The sequence below is a fragment of the Streptomyces spiralis genome (assembly GCF_014654675.1).
Lineage (GTDB): Bacteria > Actinomycetota > Actinomycetes > Streptomycetales > Streptomycetaceae > Streptomyces > Streptomyces spiralis.
In genome coordinates this window covers 1-17010 of sequence record NZ_BNBC01000062.1, presented here as the reverse complement: position 1 = coordinate 17010, position 17010 = coordinate 1, and the positions used below count along the sequence as shown (strand labels likewise).

General features: G+C 68.1%; 11 protein-coding genes and 5 pseudogenes. 10 read left to right on the top strand and 6 right to left on the bottom strand.

Annotation, left to right across the window (positions count from 1 at the left end; translation table 11 throughout):
• Positions 1-547, top strand: a 547-nt coding sequence (locus IE318_RS39220; RefSeq protein WP_229904059.1) for a FadR/GntR family transcriptional regulator, incomplete at its 5' end; no start/stop codon positions are given.
• Positions 548-1120: 573 nt separating this feature from the next.
• Here the strand turns inward: IE318_RS39220 and IE318_RS39215 are convergent.
• Positions 1121-2518: a GH1 family beta-glucosidase gene (locus IE318_RS39215; protein ID WP_373311417.1), complete on the bottom strand. Its 1398-nt coding sequence runs from the start codon at positions 2516-2518 to the stop codon at positions 1121-1123.
• Positions 2519-3128: 610 nt separating this feature from the next.
• Between IE318_RS39215 and IE318_RS39210 the strand changes: the two genes are divergently transcribed.
• Positions 3129-4145 carry a LacI family DNA-binding transcriptional regulator gene (locus IE318_RS39210; RefSeq protein WP_189907682.1) on the top strand — a complete coding sequence of 339 codons (1017 nt, stop codon included), beginning with the start codon at positions 3129-3131 and terminating at the stop codon, positions 4143-4145.
• A 177-nt stretch (positions 4146-4322) separates the two neighbouring features.
• On the opposite strand, the gene IE318_RS39205 is transcribed toward IE318_RS39210, so the two are convergent.
• Genes IE318_RS39205 through IE318_RS39195 form a run of 3 tightly spaced genes read right to left on the bottom strand, consistent with a single transcriptional unit; the run spans position 4323 to position 7305 of the window.
• Positions 4323-4724, bottom strand: coding sequence for a DUF6009 family protein (locus IE318_RS39205; protein ID WP_189907681.1), 402 nt, complete (start codon positions 4722-4724; stop codon positions 4323-4325).
• A complete protein-coding gene (locus tag IE318_RS39200) occupies positions 4721-6268 on the bottom strand; it encodes a DNA primase family protein (protein ID WP_189907680.1) in 1548 nt (515 codons plus the stop codon). The genes IE318_RS39205 and IE318_RS39200 overlap by 4 nt, the downstream gene beginning before the upstream one ends.
• Positions 6265-7305 (bottom strand): bifunctional DNA primase/polymerase, encoded by a 1041-nt coding sequence (locus IE318_RS39195; protein ID WP_229904058.1) that lies wholly within the window; start codon positions 7303-7305, stop codon positions 6265-6267. The genes IE318_RS39200 and IE318_RS39195 overlap by 4 nt, the downstream gene beginning before the upstream one ends.
• A gap of 633 nt (positions 7306-7938) precedes the next feature.
• On the opposite strand from IE318_RS39195, the pseudogene IE318_RS39190 reads away from it, so the two are divergent.
• The 3 genes and pseudogenes from IE318_RS39190 (at position 7939) to IE318_RS39180 (ending at position 11936) form a co-directional block, all read left to right on the top strand.
• Positions 7939-8708, top strand: a pseudogene (locus IE318_RS39190) (YqjF family protein).
• A gap of 760 nt (positions 8709-9468) precedes the next feature.
• Positions 9469-10554, top strand: coding sequence for an AAA family ATPase (locus IE318_RS39185; RefSeq protein WP_189907678.1), 1086 nt, complete (start codon positions 9469-9471; stop codon positions 10552-10554).
• Positions 10551-11936 (top strand): hypothetical protein, encoded by a 1386-nt coding sequence (locus IE318_RS39180; RefSeq protein WP_189907677.1) that lies wholly within the window; start codon positions 10551-10553, stop codon positions 11934-11936. The genes IE318_RS39185 and IE318_RS39180 overlap by 4 nt, the downstream gene beginning before the upstream one ends.
• A gap of 162 nt (positions 11937-12098) precedes the next feature.
• Here the strand turns inward: IE318_RS39180 and IE318_RS39175 are convergent, their stop codons facing one another.
• Positions 12099-12887 carry a LysR substrate-binding domain-containing protein gene (locus IE318_RS39175; protein ID WP_189907676.1) on the bottom strand — a complete coding sequence of 263 codons (789 nt, stop codon included), beginning with the start codon at positions 12885-12887 and terminating at the stop codon, positions 12099-12101.
• Here IE318_RS39175 and IE318_RS46740 point away from each other — a divergent pair.
• From IE318_RS46740 to IE318_RS39165, 3 genes and pseudogenes are all read left to right on the top strand, one after another.
• Positions 12879-13103 (top strand): annotated as a pseudogene (locus IE318_RS46740) (CoA transferase); the annotation flags it as partial. The gene IE318_RS39175 and the pseudogene IE318_RS46740 sit on opposite strands and share 9 nt — an antisense overlap.
• Before the next feature lie 73 nt (positions 13104-13176).
• A complete protein-coding gene (locus tag IE318_RS46735) occupies positions 13177-13383 on the top strand; it encodes a hypothetical protein (RefSeq protein WP_373311418.1) in 207 nt (68 codons plus the stop codon).
• A gap of 29 nt (positions 13384-13412) precedes the next feature.
• Positions 13413-14579, top strand: a pseudogene (locus IE318_RS39165) (acyl-CoA dehydrogenase family protein).
• 81 nt (positions 14580-14660) lie between these two features.
• Here IE318_RS39165 and IE318_RS39160 read toward each other — a convergent pair.
• A pseudogene (locus IE318_RS39160) lies at positions 14661-15185 on the bottom strand (RidA family protein).
• Positions 15186-15514: 329 nt separating this feature from the next.
• Between IE318_RS39160 and IE318_RS39155 the strand changes: the two are divergent.
• Positions 15515-16651 carry a peptidoglycan recognition protein family protein gene (locus tag IE318_RS39155; protein WP_189907675.1) on the top strand — a complete coding sequence of 379 codons (1137 nt, stop codon included), beginning with the start codon at positions 15515-15517 and terminating at the stop codon, positions 16649-16651.
• A 96-nt stretch (positions 16652-16747) separates the two neighbouring features.
• A pseudogene (locus tag IE318_RS39150) lies at positions 16748-17010 on the top strand (Zn-dependent alcohol dehydrogenase); the annotation flags it as partial.

The window sequence follows — 17010 nt, the reverse complement described above, 5'->3', positions numbered from 1 at the left end:
TGACGAGAGCGCCGAGCCGGGGGCTGGAGATCCGTACGATGTCGCCGTGCTCGTGGGTGAACCCCGAGCCGGGTGTGAGCCGGACCGCGACGTACTGCGCTGGAAACAGGCTCAGCACCCCATGGCCTTGTTGCGCGACACCGGTGAACTGCGCCGGATCGTCGAGCCCGAGGCCGCCCGGGCCCGGCCCGCTGAGATCCGCGCCCTGTCCGACGCCTTTGCTGCCATGGAGGACGCAGCGGGAGGATCCGGGCGCGGTGGATACATCGAGGCTGACATCGCCTTCCACAGCGCCCTGCTCGATGCGAGCGGCAACCGTCTTCTCGGTTCGCTGGGCCGCGCGATCGACATCGCGCTGGAACACCGTTTCATCGTCAGCACCCAAACCCCCGGTGCCGCCGAGGCCTCGCTGCCGGCCCACCGCGCCGTCGTGGAAGCCGTGGCGGCCGGCGATCCCGCGGCGGCGGCCGCGGCCGTCCTGATGATCATCGAAGCGGCCGAGCAGGAGATCGCCACGTCGCCCGGGCTGCCACAGGACCACGGTTGACCCGGCACGGCCGAAAACGGACCCGCCAAGGGAATCACCGCGACGAGTCCGGGAGCCGCAATCAGGTGCTTTCCGGGTCCAGTCGGCTTCGGCCGTCGGCCCTTTCGGCTCCGTCTCGTCCTTGCCGAAGACCGCGGTGTCGGTGGATGTGCTGATCAGGAGGGGTTCCTTTCCGGTGGCCTGGTGCCGCCGACGACCCCGACCGGGCGGCAGCAGCGGAGAGGTCAGGCGCGTCCGGCTCCGACCGCCCTAAAGCGGAACATTGCTCCGGTTATTATTCGGAGCAACCTACCGCATGTCAAACAGTGCGGGAGGACGGCGGCGCGAAGGCGTCCCGGTGCTCAGGGCCGCGTCGGCGGAACGCGGCCCGGAGCGGGGAGGGAGGTCTGCCCGAATGCAGCAGCCCCGGGCAGACCGATCCGTAACACCCGCCGACCAGACCATGGCGGCTTGACGGGGGCGTGCCGGTGGCCGCCCAACCGGGAGGCGACAGGACAACCTCACCCACACGCCTGACAACGGCACCCACGGGAAAACGGTTCACTTTCCGAGCACCTCGACAAGGCGGAGTCGTCATGGTCCGGGTTCATCCGGCAAGACACCCGAGCGGGCCACCTCGGCGTACCAGCGAGCGCTGGCCTTGGGAATGCGGGTACCGGTCGGGTACTCCACGTAGACGATGCCGAAGCGCTTGCTGTAACCGTGCGCCCACTCGAAGTTGTCCAGCAACGACCAAACGAAGTAGCCGCGCACCTCCACACCGTCGTCGATCGCCTGGTGTACCGCGGCCAGGTGACCGCGCAGGTAAGCAATCCGCTCGGGGTCATTGATGCGGCCGAAGGGGTCGGCGTAGTCGTCGAACGCCGCGCCGTTCTCCGTGATGACCAGCGGCAGCTCCGGGAAGTCCGACGCCAGCCGGCGCAGCAGGTCGTACAGGCCGGTCGGGTCGATGGCCCAACCCATGGCGGTGGTGTCGCCGGGCGGTTGGTGGAAGGCGACCCGATCCGCCCCCGGCCAAGGGCTGTGGGAGCTCCTGCCGTGCCCGTCCAAGGTGTGGGTACCACCGTCGGCGGCCTCGGAGACGACGGTGGGCGTGTAGTAGTTGACGCCGAGGAAGTCCAGCGGCTGATGGATCCGCCACAGGTCGCCGTCACGTACGAACGACCAGTCGGTCAGTGCCGCGGTGTCCTCGAGCAGGTCTTTCGGGTATGCGCCCTTCAGCATCGGGCCGGTGAAGATCCGGTTGGCGAGAGCGTCGATCCGACGGGCGGCGTCGGCATCGGCGTCGCTGCCGGTGAGCGGGCGGACCTGGCGGAAGTTGAGAGAGACCGAGCACTGAGCGGCGGGAATGCGGTCACGCAGCGCCTGGACGGCCAGGCCGTGAGCCAGATTCAGGTGGTGGGCGGCGCGCAGGGCGGCCACCGGCTCGGCGCGGCCCGGGGCGTGGACGCCGGAGCCGTAGCCGAGGAAGGCACTGCACCAGGGCTCATTGAGTGTGATCCAGGTCTTGACCCGGTCACCGAGGGCATCCGCGACAAGAGCCGCATAATCGGCGAACCGCTGCACCGTGTCACGATCGGGCCAGCCTCCGGCGTCCTCCAGGGCCTGCGGCAGGTCCCATTGGTAGAGCGTGGCAACGGGCCGGATGCCCTTGTCCAGCAGTTCGTCGACGAGCCGCCGATAAAAGTCGAGTCCCTTCTGATGGCCGGGTCCGCGGCCGGCGGGCTGGATCCGGGGCCAGGCGAGGGAGAAGCGGTAGGCGCCCAACCCGAGTTCGGCCATGAGAGCGACGTCTTCGCGCCAGCGGTGATAGTGGTCAGTTGCTATTTCGCCGGTGTCGCCGTTGCGGACCCGGCCTGCGGTACTGGCAAAGGTGTCCCAGATGGACGGCGCGCGGCCGTCCTTGGTGATGGCCCCTTCGATCTGGTAGGAGGCGGTCGCGGAACCCCAGAAGAAGTTCTCGGGGAACATGCGGGCGGGGTCCGAGGCGGCTCCGGTCCCTTGGGCTGCGGTGACCACGTACGTCCTTTCGATTTCCATATGAGGTCGGTTCGCGGACGACGCGAACGCCGTACCGGTGTGTGGCGGCCCAGTGGCTTCACGCGGGCCGATGCGGCGGATCAGCCCTCGGCCACTCCTGCCGCGGGGGAAGAGTGGGGCGGGCAGCCGCCGGGCCGGTCGGGCTCGCCAGAGCATGATCTGCAGCGATACGTCGAGCCTGGGCAGCACACCATGGGTGCCGATCACCGGCATGAGCGGGATGCCGCACCGCTTGCGACGAAGCTGCTTCTGGTGACAGCAGCGCTGCAGACCGGGTTGGCACGTCCCCTCAGGTCTACGACTCTCAAGGGTGGGTACGTTCCCAAATTGGGGTGGAAACGTACCCACCCCTGCACGGAAGACTCACGGCAGCGAAGGGATATGTCAACAACCCCAACGCAACTCTTCACCGTCCGGAAGCGGTCGCGCTCGGTTTCCTGGGGAGGAGGCCGCCCGGCCGACAGCAGCGTCTGCAAGAATCATTGCTGGTCATCTCCGCGGCGGCCACAGCCGCGGCTGCTGGGAGAGGAGCGCGGAGCACATGGCTGGGAATCGCCGACCAACGATCAAGACGGTCGCAGCCCGGGCCGGTGTGGGACGGACGACGGTGTCCCGTGTCGTCAACGGCTCGCACCAGGTCAGTTCCGATGCGCGATCGAGGGTCCTGGCCGCGATCAAGGAACTCAACTATGTGCCCAACTCGGTGGCCCGCGGCCTGGTGACCGACCGCACCAACTCGGTGGCTCTGGTGATCCCGGAATCCGAGAGCCGACTGGGTGCGGAACCGTTTTTCGCCGCGCTGATCCGCGGGGTCAGTGCGGCCCTCGCCGAGAGCCGCACCCAGCTGCAACTGACGCTCGTCCGCGACCAGGCCGAGCGGGATCAGCTGACCGAGTCGGTGACAGCGCGTCGCGTGGACGGCGTACTCCTGGTCTCCATTCGCTCCGGCGACCGGTTGCCCGCCGTACTGGAGGAGACGGGTCTGCCCACCGTCCTGGCCGGCCGCCGCGACGCAGATGAGCGATTGAGCTACGTGACCTGTGACAACACCGGAGGAGCCACCGAGGCGGTCCGGCACCTGCTGCGCGGCGGCAGGACCCGGATCGCCACGATCACCGGACCGCCGGACATGGACGTCGGCCGCAGCCGACTCGCCGGCTGGCGTGACGCGCATCACGAAGCGGGGATTCCCGCGAGGGAGCAACTGATCGAAGCGGGCGACTTCACCGAGGAGAGCGGTCGCCGCGCGATGCATGCGCTTCTCGAACGCGCCCCCGATCTGGACGCCGTCTTCGTCGCCTCCGACCTCATGGCGGTCGGGGCCCTGTCCGAACTGCGCCGCCAGAAACGAAAGATACCCGATGATGTCGCCATTGTCGGGTTCGAGGACTCCCCCCTTGCTCGTCTCACCGATCCACCCCTGACGACAGTGCGTCAGCCGGTGGAGGAACTGGGCCGCACCATGGTCCGGATCCTCACCGACATCACCCAGCACGGCGCGGCACGGCAACAACTGACACTGCCCACAGAACTGGTCGTACGCAAGTCGTCCCCGTGAGCGGTTCCTGAGAGAGCCGCTGCCCTCCAGGAGGCAGTCCTTCGGCCGGACGGCGTATCGGAACGGCCACTGCTGGAGAGCGCGCCCCGCCGAGGGGGTGCGCCGGTCTCGTCCCGGGGACGGTCCGGCCCGCCGGCCCCATGGCGGGCCGGATACTGTCGACTGGCGCCCGACGCCTCACAGAGGCAGTGTTATGCCGAGCTGTTGCATGGCGGTCGACGGCGGGCCACCCTCGGAGCGCTCGGTCTTGTAACCCTTCACACGGGGCGCGAGGGTGCGCGGGTCGACGGCTTCCGCGGGGGCGCTCTTCGCGTACAGGCCACCCGGCTGACTGTCCCTGTCGTGAGGCAGCAACCAGAAGACTCGGCGGCGGAACGTGCCGGAAGCGCGGGAGGCCTTGGCGGTGGAGCCGAGGAGGGCATAACCGACCATGCGCCCGTCGCGATGGTAGGCGGGCCTTCCCTTACGGGTGGGCAGCCGGTCCAGACTCTGGCGGACGTAGTCGAGCTGTTCGATGTCCTCCAACCACACAAGCTCCGTCTCGTGGCTGATCTCGTCCTCAGTGATCAGGGAGCTCATCCGCAGGCTTCCCCCTCGTAGTCGGTGAGCAGTCCGATGCCCGGGTAGTGCTTGCGCTGATTGGACAGGATCATCTCCTTGGGCGAGGCCAGTCCTACGAGTTCCCGTGTGCGCGCGGCGAACGCCCGCGAGGACATGACCGGTGCACCTTCATTCTGGCACCAGGCCTTGTAGGCGGAGTAGAGCGCCGTCTGCTCGGCACGCAGCTCCGGGCCGAGCATGCAGCACTCCTCGTAGAAGCGGCCTGTGTGGTCCTCGGTCTCGGCGTAGGCGGTGGTGGCGATCCGGACCCGCTCGGGACCGGTGAGGTCGCGGTCGCCGGAAAGGTAGCGACGTGCGCCGGCGATGAGCCAGCCCAGGATGCCGGGGCCTTCCTCGGTCACCAGGATGTCCGCCAGGTTGTCGATCTTGCGGTGGTCGGGGACCACCCGCTCGAACGGGATCAGCCGCATGCGTCGCCAGAACGCGAAGCCTCCGGTCCCGACTTCGGGTCTGTGGTTGCCGAGCAGCCAGAGCTTGTGGGTGGGTTCGAAGCTGAAGAAGTCCTGCCGCATACGGCGCGCCTTGATCCGGTCCCCTCCGGTGAGCAGCTTCACGCGAGCCTCGTCGAACTTGTCACCCGGTTTGACCTCGGAGCAGACGATGACGCGCCGGCCGTGGAGCTCGGCCAGGTCCGTGGGATGGCCCTCGTAGGGACGGGACATCAGGAAGCCGGGCGGGGCCGCGTCGGCGTAGTCGCCCAGAAGTTTCATCAGCACGTCCAGCAGGACGGACTTGCCGTTCTTGCCGGAGCCGAACAGGAAGGGCAGGACCTGGCCGCCGACATCGCCGGTGATGGAGTAGCCCAGCAGCAACTGCAGGTAGGAGATCATCTCCCGGTCCTCGGCCTCGCTGCCGAAGGCGTCGGTCAGGAAACGCTCCCATCGAGGGGTGGGCATGAGCTGTGGACCGACCGTGGTGGAACGCGAGTGGAAGTCCTTGTTGGGATCGGGGGTCTTCATCAGGCCGGTGCGAAGGTCGACGACTCCGTCGGGAGTGCACAGCGCATAGGGATCGGCGTCGAGGAGCGCGGCGTTCAAGACCATGCCCGGGGCCGACTTGGCCTGGGTGAGCATGGCGTTGATACCCGTCGTCGACAGAGCACGGCGGCGGTGCTGCTGCAGAGCCACAGTGGTGAAGACGCCGCGGGGGTCGTGGGTGGCGATGGCTTCGGCGAGGTCACCGGCTGCCCACAGCACGGTGTCGTCCTCGTCGATCTGCCAGCGGGTGGTGTCCCACCGGTACCAGCCGATTCCGGGGACGTGCCGGTAATCGTTGGCGTAGAGCTTGACGAACAACTTGGCGTTGCCGCGGTCGGTGAGAGTGTCGGGAAGCAGCCCTGCGGCGGTCGCCTGTCCGGCAGAGACCCGGGAGGCGTCCGCCTGTGCCGGCAGCGGCACGGTGGCCGACGTGGCGGCGGGACGCGCTTGGGCGCGGATCTGCGCGGCAACCGATTCCGGGTCGAAGTCGAAGAGGGTCTCGGTCTCGTTGCGGGGTGAGGTCATGGGCGCCCCTCCTGCGGGTGGAGGGGACGCTTGCGGCCCGCTGTCAGGCCACTGCGGATGATCTGCGCGGCGCGGCGTTCCTGACCCGGGCGGGCGGTGGCCGCAGCCTGGGTCAGGGCTTGCACGGCCTCTTCCTCGGTGAGGCGGCTGGCAGCGACAAGGCCTCCAAGGGTGTAGGCAGCCCGGTTCAGCGCGTCGGAGAACCCGGCGCCCTCCGTCACCTTCCCGCAGGCCTCAACCGGGGCCAGCACGGACGAGAGCATGCGCTGGATGCGATCGCGACCGCCGCCCGCCGCCAGGACGGCCTGCCGGGCGCGCGGAGGGACCGGACGGGGCGCGGGAATGCTGGCCGGCAGGTGACCGGTGCGCTCCAGCTCCTGTGCGAGCCAGACCGGCAGGGCGGCCGGCTCACGGACCGCGCCCACTGGGGTGTACGTGCCGGCGTCGGTCGTCGTGCCGGGGGCGATGATGTAGCCGCCGTGCGCGCGGACGTCGACCTGCCAGGCCAGCGCGGTCCCCTGGCTCGAGCCGGAGGAGCAGCGCCAGCGCCGGTTGTCCGTGGTCCGGTACCAGACATGCAGGCCGCCCGAGGGCGTACGGACCCGCAAAGCGGTGTGGTCGTCGGCGGGGCTGGGATGGCCCCGCAGGGCCGCCAGTACGGCAAGGGTGTGGAAGCCGTTGGCGAGCCCGGTGAGGTCGATGTGGTCGGCGATGGGAATGCCGGGGAGGATGCGATCCCTGCTGGGGGGCTGGGTGGGGTGGGCGTCGATGTCGATGACGACCAGACCGGCCGGGCCGCAAGCGATGCCGACGCCGAACTCCGGGTGGGCGCCCCACCACTGGGAAATGCGGCGCTGGTCGAGAGTGGCGGCGTGGAACCCGTGGCACCAGCGTCCTGCGGGAAGGCAGGGGCATTCGGCGGGAGCGTGCCGAGCGGCCCGGCAGTGCGTGCAGTTCGCCGCCGGGGTCTTGCGGCCCGCGGCGAGGGGGTGCACGGGCCAGCCGCGGCGTGCACACCATCTGGCGGTGGCGAGCATGGCTGAGGCTGAAGACTCCGGGGCAGGCTGCTGTGAGTCGCCAGGAGAGAAACGCAGCTCAGCAGGCATCGCAACCCCCTATCAGCGACCGAAGCGACTCAATGACAGACACAGCGTAGCGAATGAGCCCCGCGAGGTCGGGAATACATGCCGACGAGCACTGCGCCGTGCCGGTGGCGAAACCCCCAGCGGCTCAAGAGGAAGGGCAGCGACTCAGCGCTCTTCAGTCGCTGTCCCATCGGTATCAGAAAACCGCAGGTCAGCCGATGCCCAGAACACAGAACAGCGACTGAAGCGACTGAAGGCTCCTATATATATGCACGCGCACGCGCACGAATGTCTTCATATACCCGGAACTTGAGTCGCTTCGGTCGCTGCGGGTCTCGCAGCACCCCTCTGACCTGCCGCTTTTGTGCTGGGTAGAGGAGCGACCGAAGGATCGCTGAGTAGCTGTGTCTTCAGTCGCTGTGCCGGCAGCCCGCCTCCTGTGCAGCGACTGAGCGACTGAACCCAGCGACCGGACGACCGGCGCCATGGTGCTGGATGCCCGTGGCGCCGGTGCTTCCTCCCCCATCGAGTCGCTACGGCCGCTTGTCCTCCTCAGGTCCGGGACGGCTTTGACATACTGGCGCGATGCCGTCACCACGGGAGATGGATCCTGAGCCGATAACGGCCGACCCCCCGCATACGGAGGATCGCCCGCTGCTCACCCAGTCCTGGCTCGATCTGGCTTTTCTTCACTGGGCCGTCGAGCCCGGCGTGGTTGCACCGCTGCTGCCTGCCGGTACACGACCGGACACGCTGAACGGCGTGACGTACGTCGGACTCGTCGCCTTCCGGATGCATCGGGTGGGATGGTTCCGCCTCCCCGGTATGCCGTACCTCGGTTCCTTTCCCGAGACCAACGTCCGCCTGTACTCGGTCGACATGCAGGGTCGGCGCGGCGTGGTCTTCCGCTCCCTGGACGCCTCCCGGCTGCTGCCTGTAGTGGTCGGCCGCATCGGATTCGGTCTGCCCTACGTCTGGTCCAAGATGGAAGTCCGCCGGGAGGGCGACACTGGTGGCTACACCAGCCACCGGCGTTGGCCGGGACCCCGTGGTGCCCGCAGCAGGCTCGTGGTCCGGGTCGGCGGGCTGATCGAGGAACCATCGGAGTTGGAGCACTTCCTGACGGCCCGCTGGGGCATGCACAGTACGTTCTTCGGACGCTCTCTGTAGTTGCCGAACGCCCACCCCCGCTGGCCGCTGCACCGTGCAGAGCTCCTCTCCTGTGACGAGAGCTTGGCGTCTGCGGCAGGCCTTCCCCCGCTGGTCGAGGAGCCCGTGAGCGTTCTGTACTCCCCGGTGTCCCGGTCCGGTTCGGGCCCCCGCCCCGTGCGACCGGGGGCATCCCCCAGCCGTGAGCTGGCCCGTGCCCTGCCTTGGACCAGCCGTAGCCAGCAGCAGGAAGTAGCCGAGTTGCTCGCGCATCTGCCGGACCGCCTCGCATCCGGATGTCCCCTCTGCGCGCCTGCGGCTGCCGGCGGTCGGCGGGAGCCGGCGGAGCAAGGTCGTGTGTCAGTACGTGAGACAGGTCATGTAGCCCGCATGGCCGCGGGTAGTACCTGGCTTTGGCGGCCGGGGCGATCGGCAGAACGGTCCGCAGTCGCTACCAGGCCGGGGTTGGTGGTGAAAGCGAGGCCGCAGCAGATGAGATGAGCCGCCGCGGACGCCGTCGGCCGGCCCGTCGGAGAAGGTGACGCTCCGTCGCGGGTGCTTCCGGGAGCCCTGCCTCTTCGAACGAGTGGTCCCTCATGCGAGCAGATGGTTCACTGAGGGTACTAATGTTCTGAACACGTCAACTTCCAAGGAAAGGCAAAATATGCTTCTGACCTGGGGTTTCACACAATCACAAACGTTGCTCACCTACTCACTCACTCAAAACCGACCTCGAACTTACGGATCTCAAGACCTGTCTAGCCGGTCCAGGGGTGCGGGCGGTCACCGGGATGTCGCGCGATTCGAGTCAAGGACACGCCGATCCGATCCTTTGCGCGTGACACGTTCAGTGATCGGTGTGTACTGTCTTGGCTGCACTCGCGTGATGAGTGACGTAACTTCAGATACCCGGTGTCGGCACGGTCGTTGCCAGCGTCGCATTACCCTCTTCGGGGTGGAGGTTTCATGGAACTTGTTGCCGTTGACGGACTCTCAAGCCGTCTCAACGTGATCAGGTCGTTCTCGGACATGTCCGAGCCTGATGAGCTCAACGCGCTGGTCCGTCAGCTCCGTCCTCGGCTGAGGAACGTCATCGGAACCACGATCGGTAAGGGCGGGGAGGGCAAGACCACGGTCACGGCGAACCTCGCCTACGTGCTCGCTCAGGCGGAGAAGGAGAGGGCCGATCAGGGACTCCCCGCGAAGCCCGTGCTTTACATCGAGCTCGACAGCAACGGAAACGGTCGGCTCAACTTCGGGGTACGAGGTCTTCCCTTCGACGACAACGGGCTCTCGTTCGTTGATGCGCTGACGGACGATAAAGAGTTTCAGGTAGTCGAAGGTGTGCGTCCTTACCTCGATATGGTGATGTCCGGAAGCCACAACGCCGACATCCCCACTGCCGTAACCAAGCTGCACGACAAGCACGGCGTCGCTTCGTACCTGCTGCTGGCCATTCTGCTGGCTCAGATCTCACACAAGTACCGCTGGATCCTGCTGGACTTCTCCCCGGGCGACAAGATGATCCAGCGGCTCGGGCTTGCCGCCTGCACCCACCTCCTCGCCCCGATGAAGGGGTCGGACAACGCGGTGATCGAAGGCCTGGGAACCCTCGCTTCCCTGGTACGGCAGATCAGGCGGCTCAACTCCGAAGTATCCATCGCGTCCCTCGTCTTCCTCGGGTACCAGCGACGCAACGACGAGCCCACCAGCCAGTTGATCAACCTGCGTGAGAAGATCGGCTTGTTGCTGGATCAGGCAGGTATCACTCGTGAGGTACTCGTGGACGCCTACATCCGAGACGGGGAGACCACAGCCAACCTGGCCCGAAACCACGGCATGCCTGCGGGCGAGTTCGCACAAGCCGCTGCCGGTCTGCTCGTCGACGACGAGACGGGCGAACCTGTGGAGAGGCCCAGGGACGAGAACGGCCGCCTGGTGGACCCTCAGCGCGCAGTCGACATCGCCACCGACTACACCCACGTTGCCAAGCAGGTCATTGAGCGCATTCGGCACCGTAACCAAGAACTCCAGGAAGCTGACGCCGCATGACGAACCGCACGCCGAAGTCCAAGGCTCCCGCCGCCGCGAAGAAGACAGCCAAGAAGGCCCCTGCCGCCAAGCGCTATCTGATGCCTCAGGTCGATCTTGGTGGTCTGGGGGGAGGCGACACCGACGACGACCTTCCTCCGCTGGACCTCGGACGGTTCGATCAGGGGGAGCAGCCCAGGGAGCCCGCCGTGCAGCAGGCGGCGGACCAGCCCCGGCAGGAGGCGGCGACTTCACCCGCAGTGCGGCCGGTTGATGCACACACGCGACCCGTTGAGGCGGACCCCGTCCCTGTGGACGAGCCTTCGACAGCCCGCCCGGCCGCAGCTGTGCCGGCACGGAGGCAAGACACCGGCACCACGTCGCCCTCCACCGAAACCGTCCGGCCGGCCTCCCTCCCTTCGAGCGCTGAGGGGACGGTCCTGTCCCGCTCCTCCGTGCCCTCTCCTGCACCGGCCCCGGATGTCCTGACCGAGGCAGCCGCGCAGTCGGCTCCCGTGGCCTTTGCTCCTACGGATGGCCACGGGGAAGCTGAAGCCAGGGCCGAACGTCCCCCCGCCCGCTCGCAGACGACGTCCGCCGGCCCGTCCCAGCCGGTCTCGTCCGACCCCAGCGAAGCGGCCGGTCCTGCCACCCCGGTGACACGCGATTCTGATGCGACCGCTCCGGCCGTGTGGAACGCCGCAGCGAACCGGTCGGCCACGCCATGGCGGTCGGCCTCGGGCCGTCCCGCAACGCCCGCGCGCCGCCCACGGCGGACTCCCAGCCGACCGTTCACGTCCCAGGAGTCACACCAGCGACGCGACGACCGGCTGCGCGAACTCGTGGACCGCGCCCCGCGCTATGCCGCCCTGCTGCAGTCGTACGCGGTGGCCCAGTCGGGGAAGGAGTCCTACCAGAACCGCAACGTTCAGCTCTACGGGCTGACCGCGCAGGAACTGGCCGATCGGATCACCATCGACAAGGCCGTCGTGACGGCGGGGAACCTGCCGACGCCGCGGTTCACTCCAGCCCACTACATCGACGCGACCCTCGAGCACGCGCTGAGCGGACTCGACCCGCACGGTACGGACATCCAGCGCATGGAAGCCGAGCGTGATGTGGTCTGGGAGCTTGCTCAGGACGGTCTGGCCTACCGTGACTACATCTCCGCCGACCCGGAGATCGCGGCGTTGAAGAAGTCCCGTTCGCAATGCCCGCTGCGTACCAGGGTCAACCAGCGTTACAGCCGCATGATGGACATCCTGCGGACGATGCCCGATCTGAAGGCGCAGCCGTTCGAGATCGCCAGCGCCTGTGTCGCCAAGTACCTGGAAGGACTGCAGGCCGAGCAGGCGGCGTTCGAGGAGTTCTGGACCAGCAACCTGGAGTCCACCTACGAATGAGCCGGGCGGCCCGGCCCTTCGGACGTGTCGGAGCGCGGCCGCTGTGCCTTCGCGGACGACGCTTCGGGGCCGGTCCCGTCCTGAGCGCGCGGGTGACGGCGTGCTGTCGGGCCGTGTCGGCCGTGGGCTCGGCGACGGGACCGGGATCGGGACCGGACGACGTCACTCGCTACCGAGCCAGCCGTGTGGCGTTCGATCGTCCTCGCGACCCCGAGGTCCGGCCGGACGCCGCCCGCTGTGGAAGAGCGGCGCGGCGCTCACCGAGCCGTTCATGACGTTCTCCGCGATGCCGACGCCGGGCAGCACCGTCCAGCCGTGTTCGGCCAGTACGAGCTGTTTCTGCATCCGCATGGAGTTGGTCTGGACGACGACATCCATGTCGGCCTGCGCGCGCGCCGCAGCCGCGTCGATCAGTGCGCGCAGGGCATGGCCGGAGGCGGGCATGACCAGCGGATGGCGGGCCACCTCGGCGAAGGGCACGGGATGATCGGCCCTCAGCCATGCGGAGGGCGGGGCGGCCACCCACAGCTGCTCGCCCACCAGCGGCCGGCTGGTGAGCGACGGGGTGCTGTCCAGGTTGTACAGCAGCGTCAGGTCCAAGTCCCCGTCGTCGAGCCATCGCTGGAGGTGCCCGGAGTAGGCCGTCATCCGGCGCAGTTCGATACCGGGGTAATCCCTGGCCAGGGCGGAGACCAGGGGTTCGGCCAGCAGATCGGTCGTGCTTTTGAGCAGGCCGACGTTGACGATGCCCATGACGGCCCCGGGAGCGGGCCGTACCTCGGCGCGGGCTCGTTCCAGCTCCATCAACGCCCGCCGAGCACGGTCCGCCATGATCGAGCCGGCCTCGGTGGGGCGCATCCCCAGCCGGGTCTGCTCGAAGAGCGGGACGCCGAGTTCCTGCTCGAGGGTGCGGATCTGCCGGGTCACGGCCGGCTGCACCAGGTGCAGCATGCCCCCTACGGCGCCTACACCTGCGCCGACGGCAAGGAGGTGCTGTTGTCCGTCCAGACCGAGCGCGAGTGGGCGACGCTGTGCGCACGCTTCCTCGACGCCCCGGGCCTGGTCGACGACCCGCGCTTCGCCACCGGCTCGGCGTGCGTCAGCCACCGCGAGGAACTCAACGCGATCGTCGCCGAGCGCTTCGCGGAGACGGACAGCGCCGAGGCGATGAGACTGCTGGACGAGGCGGCCATCGCCAACGCCGGGGTCAACGACATCCGAGGACTTTCTCGCCCACCCGGTGCTCGCCGCACGTGGCCGCTGGCGGGACGTGCGGATTCCTGGTGGCCTGGCGGTGCCGGCCCTGCTTCCCCCGATCGACCTGGCGGGCGTGACACCCCGTATGGGCGCCGTGCCCGCCGCGGGCGAGCACACCGAGCCTCTTCTCACCGAATTGGGGTACGGCCCCGCCGAGATCCAGGACCTACGAGCCGACCGCGTCCTCTGAGCCGGCCCGACTTCCAGGAGCGACAGATCATGAGCACTCTCGACACCCTGTCCGAGGACGAGCGGTTCACCGTCCGCACGGTGCACGACTTCGTGGAAAGGAGGTCAAACCCGCCGTCCGGGAGCTGGAACACGCCAACGCCTACCCCGAAGCCCTGATCGAGCAGATGAAGCAGCTCGGCATCTTCGGCCTCGCCGTGCCCGAAGAGTACGGCGGCACCCCTGTCTCCAGCCCCTGCTATGTGCTGATCACCGAGGAGCTGGCCCGCGGATGGATGAGCCTGGCCGGCGCGATGGGAGGTCACACGGTCGTGTTTGTCCAAGTTGCTGCTCCACTTCGGTACCGAGGAGCAGAAGCGGCGGTACCTGCCCAGGATGGCCACCGGCGAGATCCGGGCGACCGTGGCCCTGACGGAGCCGGGCGGCGGCTCGGATCTGCAGGCGATGCGCACGGTCGCCCGCAGGGACGGCGACGGTTATGTCGTCAACGGGACCAAGACGTGGATCACCAACTCCTGCCGCTCACAACTGATCGCCCTGCTGTGCAAGACGGACCCCGAGGCCGCTCCCGCCCACAAGGGCATCTCCATCCTCCTGATCGAGCACGGGCCGGGGCTGACAGTCTCCCGTGACCTGCCCAAGCTAGGCTACAAAGGCGTGGAGAGCTGCGAGCTGTCCTTCGAGGGCCATCGGGCGCCGACCGACGCTTTGCTCGGTGGCCGGGAGGGCCGGGGCTTCGCGCAGATGATGAAGGGCCTGGAGACCGGGCGGTTGCAGGTCGCCGCCCGCGCGCTCGGGGTCGGCCGGGCGGCGCTGGAGGACGCGCTGGCCTACGCCCAGGAACGCGAGTCGTTCGGCAAGCCGATTTGGCAGCACCAGTCGATCGGCAACTACCTGGCAGACATGGCGACCTCACTGACGGCGGCCCGACAGCTGACCCTGTACGCAGCGCGAGAGGCGGACGCCGGACGGCGGGTGGACATGGAGGCGGGGATGGCGAAGCTGTTCGCCTCCGAGACGGCCATGCAGATCGCCCTCAACTCCGTCCGCATCCATGGTGGTCACGGCTACTCGACCGAGTTCGACGTCGGACGCTACTTCCGTGACGCCCCGTCGCTGATCGTCGGTGAGGGCACCAACGAGATCCAGCGCAATGTCATCGCGAGCCAACTGGTCAAGCGAGGTCTCGAGGTGTGATGTGCGGTGGTCGTGCCCGGCAAAGGTGACCTTCCCTGCGCCGGCGCGCGGGACGGTCACCCTCGCCTCGATCCGGTCACGTCACCAGGGACGCGAGGGTGAGTTGCCGGACGGCTCATGGTCCCGAACCTCGACCTGGACCTCGATCTCCACCGGTGCGTCGAGGGGCAGCACGGCCACACCGACGGCGGAACGGCCGTGTACGCTGTTGTTGCCCAGCACCTTTCCGAGCAGCTCACTGGCGCCGTTGACGACGCCCGGCTGGCCGGTGAAGTCTGGCGCAAAGGCTACAAAACCGACTACCTTCACCACCCGCACAATTCTGTCGAGATCACCGACGACAGACTTTACAGCGGCGAGTGCGTTGAGCACGCTGACCGCCGCGAGTTCCTTGGCCTGCTCCGCGCTGACCTCGGCTCCGACCTTGCCGGTGACGGGCAGCGCGCCGTCGACCATGGGCAACTGGCCGGAAGTGAAGACTTACGCACCCGAGCGCACGGCGGGTTGGTACGTGGCCAGCGGCGGCACAACCTCGGGCAGCTTCAGGCCCAGTGCCGCGATCTTTTCCTCCACGGCGCTGACACGCCTGTACGTGCTGAGCTCCACGAGGTTGCCGTCGGGGTCACGGACGTAGACGTTCAGTCGGGGATCTGCTGCTCACACGAGTGCGGTGAGGGTGCCGATCCGGCGCAGGGCGGGACAGCAACGACGAACGCCGTCGGGGCGCAGCTGATGCTGCTCTTGTCGGCCGGCTGAGAGCGTTCGTGAACTGTATGCGTCGCCGTCACGTTCAAGGAGCGAGCACTGAGGGAGAACGCTTCCCGTCTGCCTCTGTGGCCTGGCCTGGCCTGGCATGCGGCCGCGGGCCGGGGCAGCACGTTCCCCTCTCTCCTCCCCCCAGTTGAAGGGAATCCGTTGTGCGCAAGGAGCTTTCCTTGAACCGTCGTGCCGTCCTCAGGGCGGTCGGCGTCGCGGCCGGCGTCGCCGCTGTCCCTGCTCTCGGTGCGGTCGCCCCCGCCGCGGCTGCTTCCGGTGTGCGGACGGCCCGGGTGCCGCGTACGCGTGCGAAGTCCGTCACCGGTGCCGCCGCGCGGGCCGTCCGGGCCGACTTCCCCATCGAGTACGTCGGTGTCACCTGGAACGGGCCCAAGCGGGGCGCGGGCATTCGGCTGATCCAGCAGGACGGCAGCCGCGGCGCGTGGACGGTGCTGCAGCCGGTCTGCGGGGCCGGTGCCGACAGGGATGCCGGGGACTCGGCGGAGAGCGTGAGCGTGCTGGTGCCGGCCGGGGGAGCCGCCGGATACGAGCTGCAGCTGCCGGCCGGCGCGACCGGCGTGCGGTCCACGGCCATGGACACGGTCAACGGGCCGTCGAAGGAGGTCGCTGCGGCTTCGACCGTGGGGCAGTTCGCGGGCGTCGAGTACATCACCCGGGCCGGCTGGGGCGCCGACGAGTCCCTCCGCTTCAAGGCGGATGGCACCGAGAACTCGCCGCAGACCTACTACCCGGCCCAGACGCTGACGGTGCATCACACGGCGGGCGCGAATGGCGACCCGGACCCGGCGGCCACCATTCGGGCGTACTACTACCTCCACGCGATCGTGAACGACTGGGGTGACATCGGCTACCACTTCCTGATCGACGAGTCCGGCCGCATCTACGAGGGCCGCTACTCGGGGACGGACGGCATCCCCGCCCATGACGCGAGCGGGAAGATGGTGACCGCCTTCCACACCTCCGGCTACAACTCGGGCAACCTCGGCATCGCCCTGCTCGGCACCTTCACCGATCAGTCCCCCACGGCCGCAGCCCGGCGGTCGCTCACCCAACTTCTGGCCGGACTGTCCGCCTACCACAATCTCAATCCGCAGGCCGCCGTCACCTTTGTCAACCCGGTCAACGGTGTCACCAAGGACGTCCAGATGATCAGCGGCCACCGTGACTGGCTCGCCACCGAGTGCCCCGGCACCACGCTGTACACGGACCTCCCCGCCCTGCGCGCGGACGTCGCGGCGAACCTGCCCCAGTCGGCCGCTGCACGCAGTGTTCCGGTCCGCCGCAGCCCGGCGTGACACCTTTTAAGCCGAAGGACCGAAAGCACCGTGTCCCCGTGCGGCGACATCGCCGCACGGGGACACGGCCCCGCGACCTGAAGAAGTGAGGATTTGATGCGCGCGGTCATGAACAATGGCGGCATACAGACTGTCGATGTGCCGGAACCATCAGGGGATGGTGTGTGCCTGTCGGTCGTCTCAGCAGGGATCTGCGGAACGGATGTCAGTTTCGTCGCGGCGGGAGTCTCTGGTTTCGTCTACGGGCACGAGTTCGCGGGGATCGATGACGAAGGACGGGGATGGTTCGTCGAGCCCACCATTTACGGTGGTGAATGCGAACAGTGCCGGCTCGGCCACACGCAGCGATGCATCGAGGA